Origin of the sequence: Pantoea jilinensis, from assembly GCF_019104105.1 — a bacterium.
GTDB classification, from domain to species: Bacteria; Pseudomonadota; Gammaproteobacteria; order Enterobacterales; family Enterobacteriaceae; genus Pantoea; species Pantoea eucalypti.
Window position 1 is genome coordinate 3,683,968 of sequence record NZ_CP077746.1, and the last position, 16,734, is coordinate 3,700,701.

A 16,734-nucleotide genomic window follows, 5' to 3' on the forward strand; every position below is an offset into this window, starting at 1 on the left:
AACAGTGGAAGAGGGTTTGTATAGGGAGTTGCGGATTCGCTTTCAGATTGTGTGATTCTGCAGAAATAGTGGTTCTGACCGCTACGGCAGGAGCGCCAGAATCAGATTAAAAAACGTGCTTTCATCGAAATGCTGTACTGCCAGAGATAAAGCATCTGGCGACATAAAAGACCAGCCACCCGAATTACCTGACCGCATGCACAAACGCCCCAGGAACGTTATGCCGCCTGCTGCATGGAGCGTCACCTCCACACATCCGGTCACGCCCTGACCGTAAAGAAATAGCGGCATAAACTTTACGATCCTATCGTCGTGACGCAGAACGATAGCAGAAATATCAAAAACCCCACTCTCCACCAGCAGGTCCGTCACGGATGTACTGAGCGTCTCTACCTTCAGTCCGGTATCCACCAGCCACACGTCGATCTGCTCCTGAAGCTGCGTCATTCGCAGGCGAAACTCCGCGATATCGGCCTGCGTTTTGCTGGTAAACGAGACAGGCGCGGGTTGTCTGGCCCGTAGTTTTTTGAGGAACTGCGATTTTACTGTCATGGTGTTGCCTGACCTTACATACGGATTGCGGAGTCGAGATACTGCTGCTGTTTAAGATGGCGCAGGAGAACACGCCCTTCGGGCATAAACTCCGTGCCATATCGCACCAGTCCAACCCCTTTAAGTTCAGCGTCAATGGCATAGCGCAGTTCGCCGGGAATATTCTGCTGCTGAAGAACAACATCTATCTTTTTCAATCGGGGTTCATATTTGAGCAGCACGGCCGACAGCGTGCCCATCAGCTCATGGGCCGTTCCCGGCATCCCCTGCAGAATTCTGGCCATATCGGGCAGGCCGTAATCCGGCAGATGTGCAAGCGTGCCGGCACGGCAGTTAAGGATGCGCTGCATATTATCGAGTACTGACAGGATGAGCTGATTTTCCTCACTGACCTGGTTGAGACCAAGGCCACCGGTGAAATGGCCGGTGAGCATTTCATACAGCGAAGGTGTGTTATGTCCCTGGGTCATCAGCGGTCCTTGAACGGCAGTAGTGTCAGATGATTGTTACCCGCTTCCAGAATGCGCGGCTTATCGGGATCGAGGTCTTCACGCTGTAACACCCGCTTCCAGGTGTTGTTGTCAGTATCCGGGTGGCGGAACAATCCCACCACCGCCACAAACTGCGCGTCGGCCTCCATCGGCATATTCAGGCTGACATCACCGCCCGGCTTCACCACCACATCACGGCTGGCAAGCAGGTCGGCTTGCAGAATGGCCTCTCCCTCTTTCAGCAGCTGTTGGTAGACCGTTTTGTCAAAGGTATTGCGGACTTTCAGCTGGTAAACCCGGACCACCACCGGTTCAGACAGCGAGTTACTTTCCCGTGAATCGGTGTTCAGCGCTTCACGTGCGGTGAAATCCAGATGCAGAACATTAATCTTTTTATAAAACAGAGCGTTAAATGCCGATTTGGTGCCCTCAGTGATGCCCTGCGTTACCCCGCAGCCCGTCAGACTGCATGCCAGCAGTGCAGGTGTCCACACTGAATATCTGGTCTGGCAGTGTGAAACCGCGCAGATCCAGCAGCGCCAGCGGCCCTTTTCCGAGTTGTGAGCGCAACACCCACTGCAGAGTACGACCGTCCGGGGCAGTGAAACTCATCATCCACTGGCTGCGGTCAAGCTGCTGGCGCTTGCCCTGCTCCAGCCAGCGAATAAACCCCCAGGTCCCGCTGTAGTCACCGAAGAGACGTGCCCCGGCGTTGACCGTAGTCCAGGTCAGCATGGTTCCCGGCTTGTAAGTGTCTCCCGGCCAGCGAAAGCTTTGCCAGTCAGCCATCTGGTTGAAATAGTGCAGTCTTTGGCCATCCATAGTCAGTTGAGTTTCCACTACCTGAGGTGCCGGACGTGCCTGAAGTTCGAAGCTGATACCCTGACTGCCGTCGGTAAACAGAATGTCTGACAGCTGGCTCAGTTGATTGATGGCGCGCAGGAACGTCGGGTTAAAGGTCAGCCCCTGGCTGTTGACCTTATCCGGTACCCACTGGCTACCTTCTTTGTGCAATACGCCGCTAAGTTCCGTGGTCAGGAAGCGTTCAATACGCCCGCTGTCCTTGCGTATAAACTCGGCCAGCATCGGCAGAGAGGCATCGCTTTTACTGGCGGCAAACGGGAAACGACCGTCAAAGGCAGTTTGCCAGTTCGCGACAACTGACCGGCTCCATTTGTCATTCAGACTGGCTGACCTCCTCCTAAATCCGAGTGCATCCCCGGATAAACCACTTCAAGGCTGTTCGCCGGATACTTACCATCCGGGCGGCGAATCGAATCCAGCGGGAAGCAGAGCCGCTGCTCATGAGAAGAGACCAGGTGAACGCACTTCTTAATCAACCCGCCGTAAATCTTCTCAGCCGGCAGCTCCTGGGTCCCGTTCGCCCAGCCCATATGCCCTTCCACCACCGGGGCGATATGCGCCACACCCACAGAGGCCACGGTATCCAGCAGGCCGAGGAACTCAACGCTGAGCGGAATTTTCAGCCCCTCCACCGCCAGACACTGCTCGGGTTTGTCTTTTCCCTCCTCAGGCTTTGGCAGCAGCTCACTGAGCCAGTTAACAAAAGCCCTCGCCGCTGCTGCCCCGCGCGAGAAGCCGTACACGTAAAGTTTGATCCCTAACAGCTTCGGCTTTCCAGGTTCGACAGGCACCCGGGCCTTTTGCAGATCTGGTGTCATCTCTTTCAGCAGGCTCTGGAAGGTCTCAAAACGGTTGGCCGCTCCGGTCAGCCCAAAGGACGCCATAGAGGTCGCCATTTTATCAACCGCGCTCCAGCTTTCGTCGTCCGAGAGCGTATCCAGGCCCATCGTCCGCTTCAGGGCATCGATAATCCGCAGCAGACCCCAGTTGATACGGTCCTCCCCTTGGGTCGCTGCCGCCAGCCCCATCATGCTGAAATCCAGATCGTTCACCTCGGGGAAAGGCGTCCCGACGCCGGGGATATAATATTTGTAGTACTTATCCTCGCCGCTGCCGCGGGCATCCAGCAACTCCGCTGTTTTACTCGCCAGCCCTCCGGCATAGCCCTGGCCGATAGTGGCGCGGAACAGACGGGCAATATTGGTGGGGTGCTTCGGGTCAGCAATATATAAATCATGATTAAGGTTATTGCCGGTACCGTCGAAAAACAGGCTGATATGCAACGTTTTACAGCACGGGGGCTCCACGCGTCGCCCGGCGGCCAGACACAGTTCCTGCCGCCAGGCCAGCTCGTGACTGTCCTGCTGCGCGCAGTTTGTACCGACCAGCGCAGCCTGAGTGGGTAAACGCCCCTGAGCCGGAAACGCCGGCGGGAACCACGCCAGTTCGGTGATTATTTCGGACATACTCTGGGCTCCGGCATCTTAAGAGGCTCTTTGATCGGGTGTTCCGGATGGCCATAGTTCGCACAGCTGGTCGTCACTTTCACCTCATCGCAGGGCAGAAAATGCACTGTGATCCCGCAGGTTTCCTGCCCCGAATAGTCCGGTACCGGTACCACCGCGCTGTGCTGGCGATTATTAGCACTCATTTTTTTTTCCCAGGCCAAATACTTTTCCGTATTTGCAAATCCCGGAAATCCTTTTGTAGATGCTTCACCACTTTCCCAGTCAATTTTTACCGTCATTCCGGGCCGCCACTTCGCCGGCACACCATAGCAGCAGCCACCACCTCCCCCCTGCCAGGGGCCAATAGCATCAATGCCGGACTGACCATCGACGCTGAAATGGTTGATGGCCCATTTGGTATGGTTGATTGCCTCTATGGTTCCACCACCACCCCGGCTTTCCGCGTTCGCCTGCTGCTGGCTGCAGCCCGTCAGCAACACGGCACTCAGTACCACGAGGTAATGTCGTATTTTCATTTTATATTCCTTTAATAAAGAAACAGATGATGTGCGTCCTGCTTAGCCATGCCCCTGTGGGATGGCATGGCTAAGCATTACAAAAGGGGAATAAAGGCCAGACGGTGATTAAGATTATTGCCGATTCCGTAGAAAAACTTCGATATTCAATGCTTTATAAAATCTCGCAGTTGTCCTGCTGCGAGCAGTTTTTACCAGCCAGCGCAGCCTGAATGGGTAAACGCCCCTGAGCCGGAAACGCCGGCGGGAACCACGCCAGATCGGTAATTATTTCGGACATACTTTTGGCTCCGGCATCTGCAGCGGCTCATTAATTGGATAGCCTGGTCTGCCAGGGCTCACGCAGCTTGTAGTCACCCTGACTTCATCGCAGGGCATAAAGTGCACCGTGATCCCACAGGTTTTTTGCCCCGTATAGTCCGGTACCGTTACCACCGCGCTATGCTGGCGATTATTAGCACTCATTTCTTTTTCCCATGCTCGATACTTAGCCGTATCTGCAAACCCAGGAAAGCCTTTCATTGAGGCTTCTCCGCTTTCCCAGTCAATTTTGACCGTCATACCCGGCCGCCACTTCGCCGGCACACCATAGCAGCAGCCACCACCTCCCCCCTGCCAGGGGCCAATAGCATCTATACCCGACTGACCGTCGACGCTGAAATGGTTGATTGCCCATTTTGTATGGTTGATGGCGACAATAACCCCGCCACCGCCGCTTCGGGTTCCGGCTTTCGCCGCCGGCTGACTGCAGCCCGTCAGCAACACGGCACTCAGTACCACGAGGTAATGTCGTATTTTCATTTTGTATTCCTTTAATAAAGAAACAGATGATGTGCGTCCTGCTTAGCCATGCCCCTGTGGGATGGCATGGCTAAGCATTACAAAAGGGGAATAAAGGCCAGACGGTGATTAAGATTATTGCCGATTTCGTAGAAAAACTTTTATATTCAATGCTTTATAAAATATCGCGGTTGTCCTGCTGCGCGCAGTTTTTACCAGCCAGCGCAGCCTGAGTGGGTCAACGCCCCTGAGCAGGAAACACCGGCGGGAACCACGCCAGTTCGGTAATTATTTCGGACATACTCTGGGCTCCGGCATCTTAAGAGGCTCTTTAATCGGGTGTTCCGGATGGCCATAGTTCGCACAGCTGGTCGTCACTTTTACCTCATCGCAGGGCAGAAAATGCACCGTGATCCCGCAGGTTTCCTGCCCCGAATAGTCCGGTACCGGTACCACCGCGCTATGCTGCTTATTCTGGGCCTTCATTTTTTTTTTCCAGGCCAGATATTTATCCCAATTTTCGTAACCGGGGAAATCCATTGAGTATCCCACACCAGTTTCCCAGTCAATTTTGACCGTCATACCCGGCCGCCACTTCGCCGGCACGCCATAGCAGCAGCCGCCCCCGCCGCCCTGATACGGCCCGATGATGTCTATTCCCGACTGACCGTCGACGCTGAAATGATTGATTGCCCATTTGGTATGGTTGATTGCCTCTATGGTTCCACCACCACCCCGGCTTTCCGCGTTCGCCTGCTGCTGGCTGCAGCCCGTCAGCATCAGGGCCCCCAGTACCACGAGGTAATGTCGTATTTTCATTTTATATTCCTTTAATAAAGAAACAGATGATGTGCGTCCTGCTTAGCCATGCCCCTGTGGGATGGCATGGCTAAGCATTACAAAAGGGGAATAAAGGCCAGACGGTGATCAAGGTCATTACCGATTCCGTAGAAAAACTTCGATATTCAATGCTTTATAAAATCTCGCAGTTGTCCTGCTGCGAGCAGTTTTTACCAGCCAGCGCAGCCTGAGTGGGTAAACGCCCCTGAGCCGGAAACACCGGCGGGAACCACGCCAGTTCGGTGATTATTTCGGACATACTTTTGGCTCCGGCATCTGCAGCGGCTCATTGATTGGATAGCCCGGTCTGCCAGGGCTCACACAGCTTGTAGTCACCCTGACTTCATCGCAGGGCATAAAGTGCACCGTGATCCCACAGGTTTTTTGCCCCGTGTAGTCCGGTACAGGTACCACCGTGCTGTGCTGCTTATTCTGGGCTTTCATCTTGTTTCGCCAAACATTGTATTTTTCCCTATTTGCAAACCCCGGAAATCCCTTTGAGCCTCCAACCCCCGTTTCCCAGTCGATTTTAACCGTCATTCCCGGCCGCCATTTCGCCGGCACGCCGTAGCAGCAGCCACCGCCGCCGCCCTGATACGGCCCGATAATATCAATCCCCGACTGACCATCGACGCTGAAATGATTGATTGCCCATTTGGTATGGTTGATGGCGACAATAACCCCGCCACCGCCGCTTCGGGTTCCGGCTTTCGCCGCCGGCTGACTGCAGCCCGCCAGCAGCAGGGCACCCAGTACCACGAAGTAATGTCGTATTTTCAATTTGCATTCCTTTAATGAAGAATCAGATGATGTGCGTCCTGCTTTGCCATGACTTTTCGGAACGACATGACTAAGCATTACCGAAGGCGAGCAGCCACATAACCCCACTTTCAGACGTCTGCTGAAGGTCGTCCGGTCAGGGTCCCAATCACCCAATCCTCTCGCTCTTCATCCAGTATCATCCCTTTGGCGGTAGCGGATAACATACCGTTGAAACAGGCAGTAAAACGCTGATCCTGAGAGGAAAATCCAGCATCGGGAACATTACGATGGCGAAGCATGAGCTTGACGTCGCAGATGCACATCAGGGCTTCAAACTGGCTATCGCTTAAGGCGATGTTCTGACACTTCTCGTTGATTCCAGGCTGGGCTCTCGTCAATCTGCGTGGTCAGGCCGTAATGGCGATGAAGGCGCCTGCTGACCTGTGACAGCTTCATTTCTGCAATGGTACGCATCGCAGCTTCCGCCAGCGGGCGGTAAATCACGGTCTGGAAGCGAGCCAGCAGTGCGGGCTGAAAGTGGTCGCGTAAAATCGGGTGCAGCAGTTCCTGCAGATCGCCTTCCGTGGCCTCCGGCTGCTCATCAAGCAACTGCATCAGTGGGTCGCTGCCAAGGTTGGAGGTCATCAGGATAACGGTATTGCGGAAGTCGATTTCGCGGCCTTCGCCGTCGCGCATAAAGCCGCGGTCAAAGACCTGATAGAACAGGTTCATGACGTCGTGATGCGCTTTCTCGACTTCATCCAGCAGGATCACGCTGTAAGGGCGTTTACGTACCGCTTCGGTGAGGATGCCGCCCTGGCCGTAACCGACGTAACCCGGCGGCGAGCCTTTCAGCTGCGATACGGTGTGTGGCTCCTGGTATTCGGAGAGGTTAATGGTAATCAGCGACTTCTCGCCGCCGTACAGCACATCCGCCAGCGCCAGGGCGGTTTCGGTCTTGCCCACGCCACTCGGCCCGACCAGCAGGAACACGCCCTGGGGGCCGTTCTCTGACGTCAGCCCGGTCTTCGCTGCACGCAGGCGCTGCGCAATGGCATGGAGGGGAGCATCCTGACCCACCACACGCCGGCCCATTTCATTTTCCAGCGTCAGCAGTCCGGCCTGTTCATCTTTCATCAGTGAGGAGAGTGGCACACCCGTCCAGTCAGCAATAACGTTCGCAACCGTACGGGTGTCCACATCCACCTGAACCAGCACGTCGCCCTGCTGTGCCTGCTCAAGCTGCTGCTGCAGGCCGGAAATGTTAGCCTGATTGCTGATATCCTGCCGGCCGGCTATCAGTTGCTGCGCCAGCGCCTTTTCACTGCTGAATCGCGCTTCCTGTTCTCCGATGCGCACATCCAGTTCCGTCCGCAGCTGTTCAATGACACCCAGGCGATCACCATGACGGTTGCTGCCGGCGGCGATGTCGTCCAGCAGCGCCTGCTCTTCCAGCGCCAGTGCGGTAAGCCGTGCCTTAAGGCGTACAATCTGTTCCGGCACCGTATCAAGACTCATGCGCACTCGGGCATCGTCCGTCTCGCGGAACGATTTCCACTTGATGTATTCGGCGCGGTCAAAGTAGTTGCCGATGTCCCTGATGGCCGCCACCTCCTCCATGCTCTCTTTCAGGAAGAATTTCGGGCCGGCAGAGCCGATAAACGGCATGTGCGCGGCGGCAGACACTTTGGAAATACTGCGCAGCAGGGCGACATCCTGCGCAGACGCATCAAATTCGTAAGCGGAAATCAGCGCGGCAACCGGCTCCCCGCCCGGCGTGTCATACTCATCGATATAGGTGTGTTTATAGAGGCCGCTCTGGATGATTTCCGGGCTGTCTTCGAAGTCCTGACGCAGGTCTTCTTTGGACATATCCAGCAGCTCAATCTTCACGTTCTGGCGGAAATCGGTTTTGTCGACAAGGGATTTGACGCCGCGCCACAGGCTCTCTGTTGCCTGAAAGGCCTCATGGTGCATGACGGCGTCAAGCTGGCGGCTAATCTGCCAGTCCAGCTCCGCGATATGGTGGTCAATCAGGTGTTTGTCGAGTTTTTCAACCTTTGAGCCCGCCCTGGTCAGGCACTCCAGAAAAACCTGCATGCCCGCCGTCAGCCGCTCGTCCGCCGTGGCCTCCGACATCGCCTGCGCGTCCTGCCAGGTGTCCAGCGCACTCAGCGCGGCGACCGGCGTCAGATTGATTTTTTCAAACAGCGAGGCATAAATCCCGCCGGCTGCAGGACGTTCCTGCACCACACCTTCGCCAGCCGCGGCACTGCCGTTTTGTACAGACATCAGCATCTTCCTTATTAATCCGTTAAATCGTTATGGCTGTTCAGGGGCCAGGGCTGAAAGTTCGGCTCTGAGCTCTGCGCTTAGCGTCGGGTCGAGCAGGATGTTTTCCAGTGCTTTGCGGAACGTCTGGTTGTCCAGCAGGTTCGCCTTTAAATCACGCAGTAAACTTCGCATGGAAAGCATGGCTTTCAGCTGGGGAATCTGGCGGGAGACCTGTTCCGGGGTGAAATCCTTCATGCTACGGAAGGTCAGGCTGATGTTGTCTTCGCTGCCGTCACCGGCCAGCGTGTTTTTAACCGTCAGGTTTACTTTCGGGGAATATTCAGAAAGCACGGCGTCAAAGTTATTTTTATTCAGGTTAATTTTTTTGCGCTCGGACAGGGGCGCAGACGCCTGACCGTTACTGAAGTCGCCCGCCACCAGTAATTTCAGCGGGAGCTCGGTTTTTTTGCCTGCGCCTCCCGTGTGCAAATCAAGTTTTAAATTAATGCGCGCTTTGGGTATTTCGGACTGAAAGGAAGAGTCAGACATGGTTGTCCCTGTTCTATGAATTGACAGAAGCGGTCAGTGCCAGTGAGAAATAAACGGAAAAGTAAGACCCGGCCAGAACAGCTTCACGTTTCACGTCATCCGACGTAAATCAGAAATCCGGAATTAAAAGCGGGCGTATTCCCTTCACCAGCATGTCGACACGGTATTTCTGAGTCATTTGTCTGAAATGAAAAAATTCAGATAAAACCCAGTAGGCGGAGTGTAGGAACGTTGAATGCCTGAGCGTAAACGGAAAGATGTAACAGAATATTACCGATGCTGATTTTAACAAGCCCGAATCATCATGATGATTTATAAGAATTTTCCTGCGAATCCCGATAAGGTCTTACAGAATAAGGGTGTGCAGTAAGCGGCTGATTTACATTAATCACTAAGCAGTACGATTTTCCATCAGTTGCGCGAAATATCTGATTTATGGCTTTATTCAATAAACGGGAAGCAGGAGAAGATAAATATTTAAAAAAACAAACAGCATTTACTGTGTTTCAATAAAAATTAATCGCTTGGTTAAATCGGTGTTATTTATTTTGCTGAACTAAAATGACAACGCTGGTTAACAGATTGTTTCCGGAATAGTGAAATGACGCGTGCAATGACACGATATGAATGAGGGGGAAATAGAAATCACGTCTGCGACCTGCACATGTTAGCCGCTGCTGAATAAACATGAGCAGGAACAACAATCGTTCGGATGCAGACAGAGTGAGTCAGACAATGATGAGATGTGCAGCGTTTAACAGAATTATTTAATGCTCCGGCGGTCATGCGTCCAGGTACTATATCTCTGCACAGGTAATCGGATTTCTGGAACCCCTCATGCTCTGCTGCTTACTTTTCCTGTCAGCCATCGTTCCGGGCTTTAAGTAAATTAACCGGCCAATACGGGCTGTCTGGCCCGGATCCAACCGGTTTATGCTCAGTCACAGGAGATAGCGCTTAACTTTATACCGCAGCCGTAAAGTCTGCTCGCTCACGTTATATTCGCTTCAGCACGCCACCCACACCGCTCCGGCGTCCGCTGATTTCACGCACTGCGCCACCCAGCGCACGCCCGCTAATCCGGCATGCACATCGGGATACCAGAAATCCTCAAGGAAGGCAGAGTCGTGGCGATCGGTCGCATCCATTGCCAGTGCGAAGCGACGATAAAGATTCGACCAGGCTTCAAATAATCCCTCGGTGTGCCCTCCGCCAATGCGGTCCTCTTCCAGCGCGCGCGGGCTGAGATAGCCCATGCCGCGCTCCAGAATCCGCACGGGTTCGCCCTGCACTTCGTATCGCAGCTGGTTTGGCTGCTCATCCCACCACTCCAGACTGGCCTTCGATCCGACCACGCGGATCTTCTGCCCATGCATCGATCCGGCATTTACCGCCGACGCCCAGAGCGTGCCGACCGCGCCGTTGTCATACTCCATCATCATAAAGGCGTTATCCTCCAGTGGTGCACGCGACGTGACAAAGCTCTGGCGGGAACAGAGCAGACGCGTCACTTTTAACTGCGGCAACATCGTTTCAGCGATAAATAGCGGATGCGTCGCCAGATCGCCTAACACGTAACTCGGGCCAACAAAACGCGGATCGACCCGCCAGCGGGTGCTTTCACTCTGTAGCTCCACCGCTTCATTATGGAAGCCATGAGCAAACTGCATATTCACGATGCGGATCTCTCCCAGGGCCCCTTCGGCAATCATCTCTCTGGCCTGATGAACCAACTGATGCCCGGCATAACCATAAGTGACGCCAATAATTTTCTGCTTCTCACGACTTAGCTGCTCCAGCTCATCGGCCTCTTCGACCGTAAAACAGAGCGGCTTCTCGCATACAACATGTAGCCCGGCATTGAGTGCCGCCCGACAGATGGCGAAATGGGTATTGTTAGGTGTGGCGATCGACACCGCTTCTATGCCATCTTCGCGCCCTGCTTCCCCGGCGAACAGGCTGGCATAATCGGGATAACAGCGTTCAGGTGCCACACCCAGCGCCTGACCGAACTCGCGCCCACGTACCGCATCAAGATCAAACGCGCCCGCCAGCAGCACAAAGTTACCGTCACGCTGTGCCGCCGAACGATGGATATATCCAATCTGACTGGTGCCGCCGCCACCGATCATGCCCCAGCGAAGTGAGCGATTAGCCGCTTTTTTACCGTTAATCATGCTGTTGTCCTCAGAATCCGGTTGATCGGAGATAGTCCAGGCTGGCTTTAACATCCCGCAGGCTGGTGTCGGCATGGCGCGGATCACGCTCCTGTTCGATGGTGATCCAGCCCTGATAATTACGCTCAGTCAGCAGCCTACGCACCGCCGGATAGTCGATTGCGCCCTGCCCGAGCGGACACATCACGCCCTGTGCGCAGGCGGTGAAAAAGTCGAGTCCGCGAGAGCGCGCGTCACGCCAGATCTGCTGATTGACGTCTTTAAAATGAAGGTAATCGATGCGCGACCAGTACTGTTCCAGCGACGCCACCGGATCCATGCCGGCGTAATAGAGATGGCCCGTATCCAGGCATAAACCAGCGACCTCATGCGGAATGTCAGAGACCAGCTGCGCCAGCTCATCGGCAAACTCTATGCAGCCACCCGCATGCGGATGGATCACTGGCCGCACGCCATACTCCTGCCAGGCAATCTCGCTCAGAATAGTGATGTGCTGCATCATGCACTGCCAGTCATCCGCGGAAAGGCGTGGCGCTTTTTCTGACTGACCCGCATATTTCGCCCGCTCCGGATTGCCGAAGTCGATGATCACCAGATAAGGCGCGCTGGCTCCAGGTGTTCTGGCGGCTGTCGGCACGCTGGCGAGCGTGCGACACAAATTGTGAGTCAGCGTTACCAGCGCCGGAAAATGCGCCTCACTGACTAAATCATCAAAAATCGTCCCCGCCACCAGCGAAAGCGAGTGGGCATTAAGCTGCCGGGTCAGCTCATCGGCATTCACTGGCAGATAACCCCAGGGGCCGAGTTCGATGCTGGGGTAGCCAGCCTGCGCGGCCTCGGTCAGGACTTTGTGAAACGGCGGTAGCCAGGGATTAGCGGGATCATCCACGCCCCAGCTACAGGGCGCATTAGCAATATGAAAGGTCATGATATCTGCCTGTGCAGTGAGAACTGCGGGCAGTATCAAATAAAAATTTCATCCTGGACAACAGTGAAAGTTTCATTTTTTGATAGAGATCGCGTTTAAAAATTGCGATAAATGATAGATTACTATCAAATATAGGCTAACCTGCTCTTTTTACAGGTTTTCACGCGTCACGATCTCAAACGGCACGGTGACCTGCGCAAAATGGTCGTGCTGCTCCGATCGGCTGTGGAGACAGGTATGTATGACCGCCTCTGCCATGGCATCAAGGCGATGACGCAGCATCAGCGTGATGGTGCCGTCAATCAGCGCCAGTTCATCACCCGGCAGCGGACCGTGGCACAGCAGGTCGATCTCCCGGCGCCCGCTCTCACGCAGTGCCCGCACCACACCCTCTATGCCGCCGCAGGGCGCATAAATCATCACCAGATCATCATGGGTCTCCAGCAGTTGGCGGGTTGCCTGATAGCCACCCTCTGACGACTCAAAAGTCTTTAACGGTTCCAGTACCCGCTGACGGATGCCCGACTCACGCAGATAGGAGCGAAAACTGATCTCGCTGCTCTCCTGGCAGGTAAAGCGGTGATCGCCCAGCAGTACTCCGACGCATCCCGGCTCACGCAGCAGATGCTGCGCCATCCATGCGGCAGTGCGCCCCGCTTTTTGATTATCAATGCCGATAAACCCCGCATGCTCACAGGGCGAGAAATCGGAGAACAGCGCGTAGACTCGTACGCCCAGTCGTGACACATCCTGAATGGCGTGACGAATCAGCGGATGGTCCAGCGCCACCAGCGCAATCACATCGCTGCGCTGAGCCAGCTGACGCAGCGACTGCGCCACCGCGTCCACTTCGTGAATGTCATGCCAGCAGAATTCAGGTTCGCGGCCCTGTGGCTGCTGCATCTTAAGCTGCTGATTCAGCGCTTCGCCCAGTTGCTGATAAAATGAATAGCGGGCAGGCAGCAGGATAAAGCTCACGCGCAGTGGAGTCTCTGCCAGGGTCGGGATGGCCTGACTGTGTGCCTGCGTCAGGCGATAACCCAGCTCGCGCGCCGCCGCCAGCACTTTCTGTTCAGTCACGCTGCGAACCGGCGCACGGCGGTTCAGCACCCGGTCTACCGTCGCCACACCCACGCCCGCCGCCTGCGCGATCGCGGTCATCGTCACTTTAGACATTATCCTTCTCCCTGCTGCTATCGGTAGCGTTAGCTGACGGCTACGCTTTTAGATTCTGTTAAATAAGCCATCAACACTTTATCGTGACACGGCCATTTCCTCTCATTTTTTTGATAGAAAATCAGTGCTAACCTTGATCACCCTCTCAAAATGAAACATTCATTTCTTTCTGCATTCTCTTCAAAACATCTATTTGCTAAAACGGATAAAAATCCCACACCGATTCGGTTGATGGGATCACATCATTAAAAGGTTAGAGCGACGACGGCGGGCTTTCTATAGTGGAGTCCTGAGCACCACCTGCCCGTACGTAAAAAAGGAAAAGCTATGTTCCCTTCAACGCTTCCGGCTCCACGCATAACGGATGCCAGCCAGGTTCCACGACTGCGCTGGGGCATTATCGGGCCAGGCTGGATAGCCGATCATTTTGCCCATGCGCTGCGTCGGCATACCCGGCAGCAGATCACGGCAGTCGCCGCACGTGACCCGGCAAAAGCGCAGGCCTTTGCCGACAAATGGGCAATCGGCCATGCCACAGACAGCCTGGATGCGCTGCTGGCGCGGGAGGATGTTGATGCGGTCTATATCGCTACGCCTCACAACCACCATTTCCCCGATGGTCTGCGCGCGATTGCCGCCGGAAAGCCTCTGCTGATTGAAAAGCCGCTGGCGCTGAATGCGCAGCAGGCTACGCAACTTAAACAGGCCGCCGCTGCCGCGAACCTGCTCTGCATGGAGGCGATGTGGTGCAACTTCACGCCGAAGTATGACGTTATTCGTCAGTTGCTGGAGGATGGCGTGCCCGGTGACGTCCAGACGCTGATAGCCGATCACGGGGAGTTTTTCACGCCGGATCATCGCATTTTCAACGCCGATCTGGCGGGCGGCCCAATGCTTGACCTCGGCAGTTATCTGGTGGCGCTGAGTGTGTTTGTGGGCGGCGGTGCGCCTGACACGATCGTCGCCCGTGGTCAGCCCGTCCCGAATGGCCGCGTTAACGGTCAGACGTCGATGCTGTTTACCCATCGGCACGGCATGCAGTCGGTACTGAATACCACGCTGTTCAGCAACACGCCAGGCGGTGCGGTGATCGCCGGTCGCGACGCCACGCTGGAGCTGACGGGCCAGTTCTATGCGCCTGGTAACTTCACCCTGACCTCCAGCGACCGGCGTCACTGCCTGCAATGGCAGGAACCCACTAATCGGTATGAACAGCTCAGCCATGAAATTAACCACTTCGCCTGGTGTATCGGCCAGAACCTGACCGACTCCCCTGTCCATTCGCTTGACCAGGCGATTATCACCCTGGCTGCGATGGACAACGTCAGGCAGCAGATTGGCATCACCTTCAATGAAGAACAGCAACTTTAATGTGCCCGGAGCAGAAAGATGAAAATCGCTTTTGATGTGGATGTAATCAAAGATTTAGGCATCACCCGTATGGTTCATCAGGTGGCCGACTGGGGATACAAATATATCGAACAGTCGCCACATCCGCAGATCAACCCGTTTTATAAACATCCTAAAGCCAGCCGTGAAATCATCACCGAGTATAAAAATGCGTTAAGCGCCACCGGGCTGGAGATCTCCTCGTTTATCGTTGTTTACCGATGGTCAGGTCCGGATGAGCTGCGCCGTCAGGCAGCGGTGAAGAACTGGAAGCGGATGATTGAGATTGCGGTTGAGATGGGTGTGCAGGTGATTAACACCGAACTCTCCGGCACCCCTAACGAACCGGAAATCTGTGAAGAGATGTTCTATCGCTCAATGGAAGAGCTGTTGCCGATCATCGAACGTGAAGGCATCCGCGTCGAAATTCAGGCGCATCCGTGGGATTTCTGCGAAGAGAACAACGAAACCGTGGATATCGTGAAGTCGTTCCGCAGCGATAACGTAAAGTATATCTACAGCGCGCCACACACTTTCTTCTATGACAAAGGCAAAGGGGATGTGAAACCGATGCTGGAGTACGCGGGTGACGATCTGTCGCACATGCTGATCGCCGATACCATGAACCATACAAAACACTGTCGCTATATCGTTAACCCGCCAGGCGTGGATGCCACCATCCACCAGCATGTTGGCGTGGGCGAAGGCGAAGTGGACTTCGATACCCTGTTCAAAACGCTGCGCGACACCGGCTTTGCTACCCGCACCCATAAAGTCGGCGGTGAACCGATCATCGCAGCGTCTCTGTTTGGCTATCCGGAAAAGATGAAAGTTCAGGCGATTGAAACCCGCGAACTGATTGAGCGCGAACTGCTGTAACCGACCTGCCGTGCAGTCATGGCTGGCTGCACGGTAATGTCTGTTCAGGATAACAAACGCCCCGCCTGACACACTTTTATTCACTTTTCTCTGATGCCGCGACCCGCCTGAGCTCGCCCCGTTTTAGCACACCCTCGCACAGCCAGCAGAGTTAAACCCCCTTTGCAGCACCTGCTACACTCCAGACCAATACCACACCATAAGGCGAACTTTCATTATGTCGGAAAATGCATATCAGCCCGCAAAAGTCTGGACCTGGGACCCTGAAGCCAAAGGTAACGGCGCGAAAACTAATCGTCCGTTCGCAGGTCCCACCCATGAAAAAGCGTTGCCGGTCGGTAAACATCCTTTACAGCTCTATTCGCTCGGCACGCCTAACGGCCAGAAAGTCACCATCCTGCTGGAAGAGCTGCTGGCACTTAACGTCAACGATGCTGAATATGATGCCTGGCTGATCCGTATCGGCGAAGGTGATCAGTTCTCCAGCGGTTTTGTCGATGTGAACCCGAACTCGAAAATCCCTGCGCTGAGCGACCACTCCGCAACGCCGCCGATTCGGGTATTTGAATCCGGCAATATTCTGCTCTATCTGGCGGAAAAGTTTGGCTACTTCCTGCCGAAAGATATCGCTGGCCGTACTGAAACCTTGAACTGGCTGTTCTGGCTGCAAGGCTCAGCGCCTTATCTCGGCGGCGGTTTCGGTCATTTCTATCACTACGCGCCAGAAAAAATTGAGTACGCCATCAACCGCTTCACACTGGAAGCGAAGCGTCAGTTTGATGTGCTGGATCGTCGGCTGGCTGATAACCGCTATCTGGCGGGTGATGACTACACCATCGCTGACATCGCCACCTGGCCGTGGTACGGCAACATGGTGCTGAATGACCAGTATGGCGCAGCCGAATTCCTGGATGTGCAGTCCTATAAAAATGTGGTTCGCTGGGCGAAAGAGATCGCACAGCGTCCTGCCGTTATTCGTGGCCGCAAGGTCAACCGCGTCATGGGCGACCCGGCCGATCAGCTGCATGAGCGTCATGATGCGGCTGACTTCGATACCAAAACCCAGGATAAAAAAGCGTAAGGAGAGAC

At 54.8% G+C, this 16,734-nt stretch carries 16 protein-coding genes and 4 pseudogenes; 3 read left to right on the plus strand and 17 right to left on the minus strand.

The genetic code is table 11. The features are described from left to right. Positions 1-81 precede the first annotated feature (81 nt). From KTJ90_RS17375 to KTJ90_RS17455, 17 genes and pseudogenes are all read right to left on the minus strand, one after another. Positions 82-552, minus strand: a complete 471-nt coding sequence (locus KTJ90_RS17375) for a hypothetical protein (protein ID WP_008926677.1) — start codon at positions 550-552, stop codon at positions 82-84. 14 nt (positions 553-566) lie between these two features. Beyond that, the gene (gene tssE / locus KTJ90_RS17380; protein ID WP_192377858.1) at positions 567-1,022 is read right to left on the minus strand and encodes a type VI secretion system baseplate subunit TssE; all 456 of its coding nucleotides are present in this window, start codon (positions 1,020-1,022) and stop codon (positions 567-569) included. Further along, a complete protein-coding gene (tssJ, locus tag KTJ90_RS17385) occupies positions 1,022-1,537 on the minus strand; it encodes a type VI secretion lipoprotein TssJ (protein ID WP_499025580.1) in 516 nt (171 codons plus the stop codon). The genes tssE and tssJ overlap by 1 nt, the downstream gene beginning before the upstream one ends. Next, a pseudogene (locus KTJ90_RS17390) lies at positions 1,473-2,237 on the minus strand (type VI secretion IcmF C-terminal domain-containing protein); the annotation flags it as partial. The pseudogene KTJ90_RS17390 and the gene tssJ, both read right to left, overlap by 65 nt. Continuing rightward, a pseudogene (locus KTJ90_RS17395) lies at positions 2,231-3,373 on the minus strand (T6SS phospholipase effector Tle1-like catalytic domain-containing protein); the annotation flags it as partial. The pseudogenes KTJ90_RS17390 and KTJ90_RS17395, both read right to left, overlap by 7 nt. After that, positions 3,361-3,891, minus strand: a complete 531-nt coding sequence (gene tli1a / locus KTJ90_RS17400) for a Tli1a family immunity protein (protein WP_008926663.1) — start codon at positions 3,889-3,891, stop codon at positions 3,361-3,363. The pseudogene KTJ90_RS17395 and the gene tli1a (KTJ90_RS17400), both read right to left, overlap by 13 nt. Positions 3,892-4,045: 154 nt before the next feature. Continuing rightward, positions 4,046-4,171, minus strand: coding sequence for a hypothetical protein (locus KTJ90_RS17405; protein ID WP_008926662.1), 126 nt, complete (start codon positions 4,169-4,171; stop codon positions 4,046-4,048). Further along, complete coding sequence (gene tli1a / locus KTJ90_RS17410; RefSeq protein WP_008926661.1) at positions 4,159-4,692, minus strand: Tli1a family immunity protein; 534 nt, start codon at positions 4,690-4,692, stop codon at positions 4,159-4,161. Before tli1a (KTJ90_RS17410) ends, KTJ90_RS17405 begins: the two co-directional genes overlap by 13 nt. Positions 4,693-4,959: 267 nt before the next feature. Continuing rightward, positions 4,960-5,490 carry a Tli1a family immunity protein gene (tli1a, locus tag KTJ90_RS17415; RefSeq protein ID WP_110411715.1) on the minus strand — a complete coding sequence of 177 codons (531 nt, stop codon included), beginning with the start codon at positions 5,488-5,490 and terminating at the stop codon, positions 4,960-4,962. Positions 5,491-5,644: 154 nt separating this feature from the next. Further along, positions 5,645-5,770 (minus strand): hypothetical protein, encoded by a 126-nt coding sequence (locus KTJ90_RS17420; protein WP_008926658.1) that lies wholly within the window; start codon positions 5,768-5,770, stop codon positions 5,645-5,647. Continuing rightward, a complete protein-coding gene (tli1a, locus tag KTJ90_RS17425) occupies positions 5,758-6,291 on the minus strand; it encodes a Tli1a family immunity protein (protein WP_008926657.1) in 534 nt (177 codons plus the stop codon). The genes KTJ90_RS17420 and tli1a (KTJ90_RS17425) overlap by 13 nt, the downstream gene beginning before the upstream one ends. 369 nt (positions 6,292-6,660) lie before the next feature. After that, a pseudogene (locus KTJ90_RS17430) lies at positions 6,661-7,815 on the minus strand (AAA family ATPase); the annotation flags it as partial. Continuing rightward, positions 7,816-8,571 (minus strand): annotated as a pseudogene (locus KTJ90_RS17435) (type VI secretion system contractile sheath domain-containing protein); the annotation flags it as partial. Positions 8,572-8,595: 24 nt separating this feature from the next. Next, on the minus strand, positions 8,596-9,096 hold the full coding sequence (gene tssB / locus KTJ90_RS17440) for a type VI secretion system contractile sheath small subunit (RefSeq protein WP_003855638.1): 501 nt from the start codon (positions 9,094-9,096) through the stop codon (positions 8,596-8,598). 1,007 nt (positions 9,097-10,103) lie between these two features. Continuing rightward, a complete protein-coding gene (locus KTJ90_RS17445) occupies positions 10,104-11,273 on the minus strand; it encodes a Gfo/Idh/MocA family protein (protein WP_499025584.1) in 1,170 nt (389 codons plus the stop codon). Positions 11,274-11,283: 10 nt separating this feature from the next. Continuing rightward, positions 11,284-12,201, minus strand: coding sequence for a TIM barrel protein (locus tag KTJ90_RS17450; protein ID WP_003855640.1), 918 nt, complete (start codon positions 12,199-12,201; stop codon positions 11,284-11,286). A gap of 150 nt (positions 12,202-12,351) precedes the next feature. Beyond that, positions 12,352-13,377: a LacI family DNA-binding transcriptional regulator gene (locus tag KTJ90_RS17455; RefSeq protein ID WP_008926647.1), complete on the minus strand. Its 1,026-nt coding sequence runs from the start codon at positions 13,375-13,377 to the stop codon at positions 12,352-12,354. Positions 13,378-13,704: 327 nt separating this feature from the next. Between KTJ90_RS17455 and KTJ90_RS17460 the strand changes: the two genes are divergently transcribed. The 3 genes from KTJ90_RS17460 to yghU all read left to right on the plus strand — a co-directional run bounded on the left by KTJ90_RS17460 (position 13,705) and on the right by yghU (position 16,726). Further along, a complete protein-coding gene (locus KTJ90_RS17460; RefSeq protein WP_499025586.1) occupies positions 13,705-14,748 on the plus strand; it encodes a Gfo/Idh/MocA family protein in 1,044 nt (347 codons plus the stop codon). Between the two features lie 18 nt (positions 14,749-14,766). Continuing rightward, on the plus strand, positions 14,767-15,645 hold the full coding sequence (locus KTJ90_RS17465) for a sugar phosphate isomerase/epimerase family protein (RefSeq protein ID WP_003855643.1): 879 nt from the start codon (positions 14,767-14,769) through the stop codon (positions 15,643-15,645). Positions 15,646-15,862: 217 nt separating this feature from the next. Then, complete coding sequence (gene yghU / locus KTJ90_RS17470; RefSeq protein ID WP_003855644.1) at positions 15,863-16,726, plus strand: glutathione-dependent disulfide-bond oxidoreductase; 864 nt, start codon at positions 15,863-15,865, stop codon at positions 16,724-16,726. Positions 16,727-16,734: the final 8 nt, after the last annotated feature.

Excerpts from the sequence above, each read along its gene's own strand:
- tssB (WP_003855638.1), bottom strand. The coding sequence starts at position 9,096 with ATGTCTGACTCTTCCTTTCAGTCCGAAATACCCAAAGCGCGCATTAAT.
- KTJ90_RS17455 (WP_008926647.1), bottom strand. The coding sequence starts at position 13,377 with ATGTCTAAAGTGACGATGACCGCGATCGCGCAGGCGGCGGGCGTGGGT.
- KTJ90_RS17445 (WP_499025584.1), bottom strand. The coding sequence starts at position 11,273 with ATGATTAACGGTAAAAAAGCGGCTAATCGCTCACTTCGCTGGGGCATG.
- KTJ90_RS17420 (WP_008926658.1), bottom strand. The coding sequence starts at position 5,770 with ATGTCCGAAATAATCACCGAACTGGCGTGGTTCCCGCCGGTGTTTCCG.
- KTJ90_RS17465 (WP_003855643.1), top strand. The coding sequence starts at position 14,767 with ATGAAAATCGCTTTTGATGTGGATGTAATCAAAGATTTAGGCATCACC.
- tli1a (WP_110411715.1), bottom strand. The coding sequence starts at position 5,490 with ATGAAAATACGACATTACCTCGTGGTACTGGGGGCCCTGATGCTGACG.
- tssE (WP_192377858.1), bottom strand. The coding sequence starts at position 1,022 with ATGACCCAGGGACATAACACACCTTCGCTGTATGAAATGCTCACCGGC.
- KTJ90_RS17375 (WP_008926677.1), bottom strand. The coding sequence starts at position 552 with ATGACAGTAAAATCGCAGTTCCTCAAAAAACTACGGGCCAGACAACCC.
- KTJ90_RS17460 (WP_499025586.1), top strand. The coding sequence starts at position 13,705 with ATGTTCCCTTCAACGCTTCCGGCTCCACGCATAACGGATGCCAGCCAG.
- tli1a (WP_008926663.1), bottom strand. The coding sequence starts at position 3,891 with ATGAAAATACGACATTACCTCGTGGTACTGAGTGCCGTGTTGCTGACG.
- KTJ90_RS17450 (WP_003855640.1), bottom strand. The coding sequence starts at position 12,201 with ATGACCTTTCATATTGCTAATGCGCCCTGTAGCTGGGGCGTGGATGAT.
- KTJ90_RS17405 (WP_008926662.1), bottom strand. The coding sequence starts at position 4,171 with ATGTCCGAAATAATTACCGATCTGGCGTGGTTCCCGCCGGCGTTTCCG.
- tli1a (WP_008926661.1), bottom strand. The coding sequence starts at position 4,692 with ATGAAAATACGACATTACCTCGTGGTACTGAGTGCCGTGTTGCTGACG.
- yghU (WP_003855644.1), top strand. The coding sequence starts at position 15,863 with ATGTCGGAAAATGCATATCAGCCCGCAAAAGTCTGGACCTGGGACCCT.